Raw genomic sequence first — 10,243 nt, 5'->3', positions numbered from 1 at the left:
TGTTTAATGTTGCAACCAGTGCTAACACTACCACAGCGGCTGTCGCGATGGCGTAAGCGAACAATCTTGACCGCTTAGCTTTCATTTTAGCCCAGAATCTCGCCCTTAATGCAGCCTTCTCGACATCCGATAGCTCGGGCTTAGTTGCGTCCCATAGTTCTTTTAGTTTTTCATCGAAGTTCATCATATTTATCACCTCTTAAAATATTTTCTTAGCTTTTTATATAATTTCTCCTTTGCCCTGTGAATCAGGGCTTTTACAGTTCCTTCGGCGACCCCCATTGTATTGGCTATCTCCTTTATCGATTTCCCGCCTTCCATCTGAAGCACCAAAGCTGCCCTTTCTCGTGGCGTTAGCGTTCCCAGCGCATCCTGAAGAATCTTTGATTCTTTCTCGCTATCGAGATTGTCCTGTTCTGGTTCTTTTCCCAGTCCGACTATCTCCTCTATGCAGACGAAAATTCGTTTCTTACGATACCGAGCGAGGCAAAGTCTTGTCGCTATAGTTTCAACCCAGTATCTGAACGAGGAATCGCCGCGAAAACTTTTCAATGACCTGTATGCTCGATAAAACGCTTCCTGCATCACATCGAGCGCATCATCTTTGTTGTCAAGCATCCTATAAGCAAGTCTGAACACATAATCCTGAGTCATCAACATGAGCGCATCGAACGCTTCCTTATCACCCTGCTTAGCCTTATGGACAAGTTGTGCCTCTTCATTTTGCGAGTCCGGCTCTTTCATGCTTCCTATCTTATAGAGTTTGATTTTCGGGTTTAGTTTACATTAAATTTGTCGTCTGACTGTGGGTTTTTAAAACCTCTTTTATCGCATTAGCGGGAATTTGCCCTTCCCTTATTATTTTTATTTCATCGGGGAAATTTGTAACATCCACTATTGTTGAAGGCAGGCTATCGAGGATTTTACCTGGGAACACGAATATCCCATCCACCACTCCGTTAAATGTTTCGATTATTTCATCTGGCTTTTTTAATGGCGGCTGGTCAGAAATGTTAGCACTGGTCGATATTAAAGGCACACCAGAAAGGTTAACCACAAGCTCGGCAAACCAACAAGAGCTGATTCTGAACGCGACAGTTCCATTTTTAAGCACAGAGCTTGCGAATTTGCCCTCAACGGGATTGGCTATATAAGTTAAGGGTCCGGGGGAAAAATAATCCATAAGAATTGAGAATTTCTGCCAATCAATTATGTATTCATCAAGCATTTCCCGAGATAAAAGAACGATCAATCCGCCTCCGGGGAGCTTACCTTTTATTTCGAGTACTTTTTTCGCTGCCTTCTCGTTTGTAGCGTCCGCTCCGATCCCGTAAAGTGTTTCGGTCGGATATATGATCACTCCGCCATTTTTTATAATCTGGGCAGCCTCCCACGCAGGGCTTTTCTCGAGTCCCTCAATGCCTATGTATCTCACCAGCGTCATCAATAATAAAGATTGTTATGGAATCACGGTTCGCAATATAAAATAGACTAATGCTATCGATTCAAGATTATACATCCCAACCAAGCTTTCTTGCTTTCGCCGCCAGCTCTGAAATTGTGCGGCTCTCAATAAGAATTCTGCTTATCTCCTGTCCACCGCATGAAAGCAACCACTGCACCCTGAGCCTGCGATTGTAATTTATATCAAGCTTCAAATTATCAACATTCTTCAAATTATCGCTTATGATTTTGAACTTTTCCATTAGAGATTCGTGGGTTTCCATCGGAAAACTTTCCCACGGTGTTCCGCGCTTCGGGACAAATGGATTTATCGAAACTTTTACTCTTTTTTTGCGGAGAGCCTTCGATATAATTTTTATTTCTCTTATAGTGTCCTTAACATCATTGATTTTTTCATCGGGCATGCCAATTATATAATACAATTTGATTTCTTTGGCAGCTGTCTTTTCAGCAACTTCTACTATGTTCTCTGGATATATAAACTTTTTTATTATTTTTTTAAGCCTTTCCGAGCCAGTTTCCGGGGCAAAAGTGAGCGTTTTTTGCTTTGAAGCACGAATTTTTTCAAGCAACTCCGGGGAAAGTTTGTCTGCTCTCAGTGATGATGTATAAACTTCAGAATTCGATAATTTGTCAAATATATCAGCTATTTGGGGATGGTCCGATATTGCAGAACCGACTAATCCAACTCTTTTGGGCATTTCTCCCCACATCATTAGCTGGTCTAATATAGAATCTATATCATAATTGAGGAATGGATTGAAATTATAAGGAGTTGCGCAAAACGGACAGCCATAAGGACATCCACGCTGTATTTGGACAAGAACCATATTGGGGAAAGATGAAAAACTCGATATAACTTTCGAAGATGGTGGAATCCACGCTTTTGATATCGCTCTCCTTGGCGGCGAGTCTGATAATAGAGGAACCCACACTCCGGGAACATTCGATAAATTCTTTAAAATCTCTATTTTGGGCGTTATACCGGGTGGATTTTCGGCGATTACGGTAAGAATTTTTTCTATATATTCGATGCCTTCGCCAATAAATATCGCATCAGCTATATATAACATCGGATATGGATTAATTGTCACAGCAGCACCGCCTATTATCAGCAATCTTCCATCCTCACGCTCCTCGTTTGATATTTTTATACCACCTTCGCGAAGCATTTTTATAAATTTAATATAGTCAAGCTCATATGAAATAGATGCAGCTATTAATGAAAATGAACTTAACGGCTCGTTTTCCTCGAGCGAATAAGGACCAAAGTCGCTAAAAAAGCGTTGAGGGAAAAATTGGTGGAAATCATGCATCTTCTCAAAAAGTGTTAAAAACCCGAGATTTGACATGCCAGCTTTATATGTTCCCGGGAATACAGCTGCAGCTCGTATCGTCCACTTCTTTTGCCGTTTTGGGAGTATAGAAATTTCTGATTCAATAAGGATTTTTCTATTTAAGCGCGGCATAGTTTTCAATCTCTATTCATATATACGATTACTGCTCCTATTGCTCCGAATATAGCGTCGCCAATGAAAGCAGCTATATAAGGTGGAAGGTCACCGTTATATCCAAGCGCCTGTCCTGCGCGTATAGCAGCAAGATATATAAAAGCTATGAAAAAACTTTGCCCAAATCCAAGAAAATAGTTTGCCTTTCTAAGTCGCGCGGAAAGAGGAAAACCCCACAGTAAAACGATAAAATTAACAAGCGGATAGGCTATTTTCATCCAAAGGTCTGTTGCCTCGCGCTTTGGCTGAATGCCAGTTTTTGAAAGTTTATTCACAAGTTTCCACAATTTTGTGATGCTTAGCTCCTCAGGTTTTGGTATTTTTCTCGCGAAATCCTCGGGTCGCTCAGGTATATACATATAATAATTTTTCAGCTCTTTTAACTCCTCGCCGAATTTCGTAAATTTTCTTAATATACCTCTGTTAACAAGCCAGCTTCCGCCAACCCAGCTTAAGCGTTTTATATCATATCGTTCTGAAATTTTGCCACCAGCAAATTTTATTATCGTCACATCTACACCTACACCTCGATAGCTGTCAAAGCTCCTAAAATAATATATAGAACCATCATTGCCTACATAAAATAAATTATTAAATACCAATCTTCGAGGAAATTTCTTATATAATCTTTTATCCGCCAACTCTGCTTTAAGCCGGTTTGTCGAAGGTATAACGAATTCTGCGGCAAGAAAAGCAATCGCGCTAATTACGATACCCAAAACAAAAATAGCTCTCGCAACCCGTATCGTAGGTATTCCAAGCGATTTGAACGCCACTATTTCAAGGTTTTTTGATAGCCTCGTTCCAAGGAAAGTCGACGCTAACAGTGCAGCAATAGGGAAAACAAGAACAACTATATAAGGTATATAATATATGTAATATAGTGCCACATCACCAACTTTTGCATGCTTGTCAATATATTTATCTATGTTTTCGACTATATCGACTATCAAAAAGATCAACACAAAAGCCGCAACGCTAATAATAAAATATTTAATGAATTTTTCTGCTATATATTTATCAAGAATTGACATCGTTTTAACGGTGCTTGAAGCTAAAAATCAGAATTTCACTTCAGGCGCTCGTCTTGCCTCAGGTTCCTCAAGCTCAAAGTAATCGCGCGTTTTGAATCCAAATATTGATGCAACAATGTTTGATGGGAACATTTGAACTGCATTGTTAAAATCCCGGACCACTGCATTGTAATATCTTCTCGCAAGCTGAATTTGTTCCTCGATTTGCGAAAGTTGATTTTGCAATTCAAGGAAATTCTGGTTCGCCTTTAAATCGGGATAAGCCTCCGCAACAGCGAAAAGTTGCCTTAGAGCCTGCGTAAGATAGTTTTCTACCTCAGCCTTTTTTCGCACATCGCCTTTAATCTCGATAGCTTGTTGGCGCGCTTTTGTAACATTCTCAAGAGCTTCTCGCTCATGTGCAGCATATCCCTTAACAGTCTCAACAAGGTTAGGAATAAGGTCGTATCTCCTTTGAAGCTGAACCTCTATGTCGCTCCAAGATTGATCGGACATGTTACGCAGTTTGACGAGTTTGTTATATAATGCCGCAACAATCAAAACTATTATTACAACGAACAATATAACTATCCCCAAAATTGTTAATACCAACCTCATTTTTCCTCCTAAACGCTGTAGCTAACAAGTTGAACTTCATTGTTTTTCCTTCCACTGAGAATATATGTTCCCAATTAAAGCGAATTTAACAAATGCTATATATATAGCACCAAGTAATGCAATCAATATTCCTAATACGAGAATAACATATTTACCCGCCACAAAAGAATCATTGGCAAGCCATAAACCAAAACCTATGAAAAATGGTGCTACTATAAGCGCCAATATTACCCAGCAAACGACCATTAATACCAGCAGAAATAAAAGTTTCAATATATTGTCACCAACGAAATTGATTATTTTCCGTGTATTGAAGGTCTCCTTTGACAATGTCCCTGTAGTCGCTACGCAGGAAACCATATACGGCGTAAAGAAAAAGCTCAATATACCCCACGCAAAAGCAAGAATATAACCAAAAAAAGGTATACTTTTTAAAATAAAGCCGATTATACCTATTATAGCAGCAATCACAAATAGATAAAATCCAAGAGTAAACATGCCGAAAAATCCCGAAAATGGTGGAAGTTCATACTTCTTTTCTGACCAGCTTTTCAAAATTTTTGCAAAATATCCATAAACGACAAACCAACCCAATATCGGCACAAACAAAAGAAGCAGAATCGTTAACATCTTTGCCGCCCATCTTCTGCTAACAAAAGTATATAATAAAGCCTCTTTGACAGCCAGTTCCTCCAATTCTCAACCTCCTTAAACAAAATACTGTTGCTCAAATAAAACCATAGACAAAAATAAGCATAATTGTAAATCCTGTCAATCTTTTATCATTCGATAACGCTTTCATAGCAAATGCACTTGCGATAAAAAATTAAAATCCTAAATTAAGAGGTTAATTTATTTGAAACGCAAATGGACGGCAAAATATGAGAAAGTCACTAATATTAACATTCTTTATCCTGACTGCCATTTTTGCCCAAAACAAAATCTGGATTTTCTTTACTGACAAATGCCTTCCGCATGACCAATCTTTGGTGGACAGCATAGCAAGAATGACCCTTTCCGAAAGAGCTATAAGAAGACGCGAAAAGCTTAACATTCCATTCGATGAGCACGATGTTCCCGTGTGCAAAGCTTATATCGACTCAATTAGGCGGCTCGGCTACAACATTGTGAATGTCTCACGATGGCTTAACGCAGTATCAGTAATCCCGCCACAGCGACAAAGCATTTCACTTTCATCGCTTTCATTCGTTAGAAAGACTCAGCCTGTCGCCAGATTTCGGCAGAAAATCACGCCAATTAAAACAATGGAAAGAGTATCGCGCATACGATACTGGGGACAATCGATGTTGCAGGCGATGATGGTGGGTGCAGACATAATGCATCAGCGTGGATATAGAGGCAGAGGTGTCCTTATTGGAATGCTCGACTCCGGCTACAAAATAGATGTGCCCCCCTTCGACTCTCTTGTCGCATCTGGTCGGCTTGTCGCAAAATATGATTTTGTCCATCACGACACAAGTGTTGGTTACGACTCCATCAACGGAGATTGGGACCCTATGGGCTTCGTGCACGGCACTATGACGCTATCGTGTATCGCTGCAAATATCCCTGACCAAATCATGGGCATAGCTCCCGAGGCAAGCATAGCGCTGGCAAAAACCGAAATAGTGGACTCAGTTATTGAGCCGGGTGGAGTAGTGGATTACGAGCGGAGAATAGAGGAGGACAACTGGGTTGCAGGGATAGAGTGGCTCGATTCAATAGGTGTTGACATAGTAACCAGCTCCCTCGGATATACATACTTCACCACGGACGGATGGGGCTACAGTTTCTCAGACCTCGACGGAAACACAGCAGTAACAACTATCGCTGCAGACCTTGCTGCAAAAAAGGGCATTGCGGTATTCAACTCGGCGGGGAATCAACGAATGGACTTCTCGTGGGGGCACATTGTAACACCTGCCGACGGCGATTCTGTTTGCGCCGTAGGAGCGGTAAATGGTTTTTATCAAATAGCTGCTTTCTCCTCACCTGGTCCAACCGCTGATGGGCGCATAAAACCTGACCTTTCAGCCTTAGGAGTCAACGCTGTGGTCTGGGACCCATTTTCAAACAGTGTCGTTTTCAACAATGGAACGAGCTTTTCGTGCCCCATAGTAGCTGCCACCGCTGCATTGGTGCTTCAGGCGTTGCGGGACAAAGGTTTTACTACCCACGGGTGGGAGTTAATAGAACTCATGAAGTCAACAGCAGATATGGCGGATTCACCCAACAACGATTACGGTTGGGGTGTCCCCAAAGCTCCGGTAGCCGCAGGAATACTCGATGCTATATACATACTGGTCGCTGACTCAATCTCCGGGCAACCATTAACAAACGCCGTGGTGACAGTAAATGATGACACACTTTTTACTGATGGGCGTGGAAGAGCGACAAAATACATAAGCGAGGAAGGCACCTACAGTATAAAAGCATCCTGTGACGGCTTCCTTTCCAAAACCATAACGATAAACCACAGAAGGGGGAGAATTCACAGGATTGCCGTCAAGCTAATGCCTTTCGCCGAGTCTGATTTCGTCATCTGCTATCCTAATCCATTCCGCGATACGCTTAAAATAATCTGGTCATGGGGACCGTCTGGCACCAGAAAGCACGCTGAAGTCAAAGTATTTTCTGCCGATGGCGAGTTCGTAAGAAGCCTCGAAACGGATGAGGGCTCCATAGTGTGGGACGGGACGAATTCGTATGGCAGGCGGTTAAAAAGCGGAGTGTATATGCTCTACATAAAAGCATTTGGCGATGGCTCTGAAGAATTGAAAAGAAAAATTAAAGTTGTGATGATAAGATAAACCCGCCCAATTCAGGGCAACAAACATCCCCAATTTAAAAGAAAAACATGTTGCAAATAAGCGTTATTCGCGTTTAGATTAGGCTAAAAAGCACTAAAGGGGGACGATATGAACGCTTTGATAGTAGGTGGTGGTGGACGAGAGCACGCTCTTGCATGGAAAATTTCCCAAAGCCCTTATATTGACAAACTCTATGTTGCTCCCGGAAACGCAGGGATAGCCAAGATAGCAACCATAGTCGACATAAAGGCAGACGACATAAGAGGACTGGCAAGTTTTGCCGAGCGTAACTCCATAGACTTGACCATAGTAGGTCCTGAAAATCCGCTTGCCATGGGTATAGCTGACTACTTCGCGAAAAGAGGCCTTGCAGTCTTCGGACCATCTCAGAAAGCAGCGCTCATCGAGTCAAGCAAGGTATTCGCAAAGCAATTCATGCAGAATCACCACATCCCCACAGCGAGCTTCCTCGTGTTTGACGATGCGGAAAAAGCCATCAGATTCCTCGAGGAACAGGAGTTTCCTATAGTTATTAAAACAGACGGTCTGGCAGGTGGAAAAGGCTCGATAATAGCCCACAACATCGACGAGGCACGCGATGCCGTGGTTCACATGATGATCGAGCGAACATGGGGTGAAGCAGGTAAGAAAATAGTCGTTGAGGAGTTCCTCGATGGCGTTGAGGCATCAGTGCTGGCTATTACCGATGGTGAGAACCTCGTGCCCCTTATAGCAGCACAGGATTACAAGCGCGCTTACGACAATAACGAAGGACCAAACACGGGCGGAATGGGCGCGATAGCTCCCCATCCAGTTATTGACGATAAATTGCTCGACCAGATTATAGAGGACATACTTAAGCCAACGATACTCGGCTTGCGGTTTATGGGAACGCCTTTCGTGGGCGTGCTTTACGCAGGACTAATGATAACGGACGATGGTCCTAAGGTGCTTGAATTCAACTGCCGATTTGGTGATCCCGAAACACAGGTGATATTGCCACTTATGAAATCGGACCTTCTTGAACTAATACTTCATGCCATAGAAAAGCGCGTGCTCGAAGCTGATGTCGAATGGTACGACAAAAAAGCAGTTTGTGTGGTCATAGCTTCTGGTGGCTACCCAAAACGATACAAAAAAGGCTTACCCATAGATGGTCTTGATACAGTCGAGGGAATGGACGAAAATATCATAGTATTTCACGCTGGAACCGCACAAAGGGGGGACACGATAATAACAAATGGCGGAAGGGTTCTTAATGTCGTGGCAGTAGGAAATAGTTTCGAAGAAGCAGCGAGCAGAGTATACGAAGCCGTTGATAAGATAAGTTTTGATAGAGCTTTCTATCGAACCGACATAGCATCTGAGTACATTTAATGCAAAAGAACCTTAGAACAATAGTTTTCCTAACGCTTGCAGTAGTCCTTCTTGCGGCGGGGATTACTGTTGCATTTTCGGTAAGAAAAACCCGTCACGCTATAATGTCCATGATGGAGCGCGATGCTATATCGCTTGCCAATATACTTGTAGAAGGAGCCCGCCAAGTGTACGAATCCCAGAGATACGCAGTAACACTTAGGAGAAGCGAGTTAATGCCTCTAACCAGATTATCCGACCCAGAGGTCATACTAACCAAAGGCAGAACCGCCAAAGTGCGCGCTGTCATAGTGCTCGACAGCACGGGCAAAGTGCGCTCAATACACGGTCTAACACGGCCCAAAGAAGAGCAATTCCTGGCAAAACTAAGTGAATACATAAATATAGAAGAGTTAAAGTCAAATGTGGCTTTCATCGGTCTCGACCCCGACTTCCCATCGCCATCAGGACCTTACGGTATGGCTTTCGCGAGCGACGATAGCATTTTTGTCGTTTTCGTCGAACCGCCATTCTGCCAGGAAGCGGGGATAGGACAGCTTGTAAGAAAACTCGCCCAAAGTCCTGCCGTAAGATACATAATACTTCAGGACACCTCGGGAGTTATAGCAGCATCAAAAGATGTCAAAAAGGTAAAGTCGATATTAGCTGATGATTTCCTTAGAAGCGTTTTCTCAACGAAAACCCCCCAAAGCAGACTTACTACATTCCTTGACGAGCAAGTATTCGAACTCGCATATCCATTCCCAAAACTGGGGGAATTCTCAGGTATCATAAGGATTGGGCTTCCGCTCGCAGAGTATAAAGATGTCATGAACCTATCTCGGCTCGTCATAATTCTCGGTTTATTCCTTGCCATTCTTACCGTTATTGTTACGATTGTGCTTCTTTCCACGGCGGCACGGCTTATGCGTCTAAGGCAGGAGCACGAACGGCTTGTCCACTTGCGCGCATTAAGCGAACTCGCTGCATCTGTTGCACATCAAATACGGAATCCACTAAACTCCATAGCAATAGCATTCCAGCGGCTTGCTGCTGAGTTTAAACCAGAAAGCAACACAGAGGAATACGAAAAGATAATCAATGTGGGGCTTTCGGAAACAAAAAGGGTGGACAAAATCATAAGAGAATTCATATCGCTTACAGGAAGTATAAGCGCTGTAAAAAATGAAGTATCAACAAGAGAATTTGTCTCAAAACTTTGCGACAGGGCAGCCCAACTTGCCCAAGCCAAAGGTGTAACCTTTGAATGTGATATACCACGCGATATTCCCGAAACTATATTAATCGACGACGAAAAACTTGGACACGCCGTGGAAAACATTCTTGCCAACTCCTTCGATGCAGTAGAAACCGGCGGCACAGTTCGGTTTTCAGTGAGAAAGGCAAAAAGGATGCTCCGCTTATCGCGACTACTATTGCAGTGTCAACGCTCGTGGCGGAATACAGTGTG

General features: G+C 42.8%; 10 protein-coding genes. 3 read left to right on the top strand and 7 right to left on the bottom strand.

What is annotated here, in order from left to right:
* The 7 genes from J7J62_04850 to J7J62_04820 form a co-directional block, all read right to left on the bottom strand.
* A partial coding sequence (locus J7J62_04850) for a hypothetical protein (protein ID MCD6124481.1) occupies positions 1–187 on the bottom strand: 187 nt, incomplete at its 3' end.
* A 5-nt stretch (positions 188–192) separates the two neighbouring features.
* Positions 193–744, bottom strand: a complete 552-nt coding sequence (locus tag J7J62_04845) for an RNA polymerase sigma factor (GenBank protein ID MCD6124480.1) — start codon at positions 742–744, stop codon at positions 193–195.
* 37 nt (positions 745–781) lie between these two features.
* Positions 782–1,444: a threonylcarbamoyl-AMP synthase gene (locus J7J62_04840; GenBank protein MCD6124479.1), complete on the bottom strand. Its 663-nt coding sequence runs from the start codon at positions 1,442–1,444 to the stop codon at positions 782–784.
* Between the two features lie 67 nt (positions 1,445–1,511).
* Entirely contained in the window at positions 1,512–2,933 is a 1,422-nt protein-coding gene (locus J7J62_04835) for a radical SAM protein (protein ID MCD6124478.1), read from the bottom strand.
* 5 nt (positions 2,934–2,938) lie between these two features.
* Complete coding sequence (locus J7J62_04830; GenBank protein MCD6124477.1) at positions 2,939–4,009, bottom strand: LptF/LptG family permease; 1,071 nt, start codon at positions 4,007–4,009, stop codon at positions 2,939–2,941.
* Between the two features lie 27 nt (positions 4,010–4,036).
* Positions 4,037–4,606, bottom strand: a complete 570-nt coding sequence (locus J7J62_04825) for a LemA family protein (GenBank protein MCD6124476.1) — start codon at positions 4,604–4,606, stop codon at positions 4,037–4,039.
* A 36-nt stretch (positions 4,607–4,642) separates the two neighbouring features.
* Positions 4,643–5,302, bottom strand: a complete 660-nt coding sequence (locus tag J7J62_04820; protein ID MCD6124475.1) for a DUF4013 domain-containing protein — start codon at positions 5,300–5,302, stop codon at positions 4,643–4,645.
* A gap of 185 nt (positions 5,303–5,487) precedes the next feature.
* On the opposite strand from J7J62_04820, the gene J7J62_04815 reads away from it, so the two are divergent.
* The 3 genes from J7J62_04815 to J7J62_04805 all read left to right on the top strand — a co-directional run.
* The gene (locus J7J62_04815) at positions 5,488–7,416 is read left to right on the top strand and encodes a S8 family serine peptidase (GenBank protein ID MCD6124474.1); all 1,929 of its coding nucleotides are present in this window, start codon (positions 5,488–5,490) and stop codon (positions 7,414–7,416) included.
* Positions 7,417–7,524: 108 nt separating this feature from the next.
* Positions 7,525–8,793: a phosphoribosylamine--glycine ligase gene (purD, locus tag J7J62_04810; GenBank protein ID MCD6124473.1), complete on the top strand. Its 1,269-nt coding sequence runs from the start codon at positions 7,525–7,527 to the stop codon at positions 8,791–8,793.
* Positions 8,793–10,243 (top strand): hypothetical protein (locus tag J7J62_04805; GenBank protein ID MCD6124472.1); only part of this gene is annotated, 1,451 nt, incomplete at its 3' end. The genes purD and J7J62_04805, both read left to right, overlap by 1 nt.

The organism is bacterium (assembly GCA_021159335.1).
Classification (GTDB): Bacteria; UBP14; UBA6098; order B30-G16; family B30-G16; genus JAGGRZ01.
Note: the sequence above shows the minus strand (reverse complement) of the source record. Positions and strands in the feature narration are given on the sequence as shown.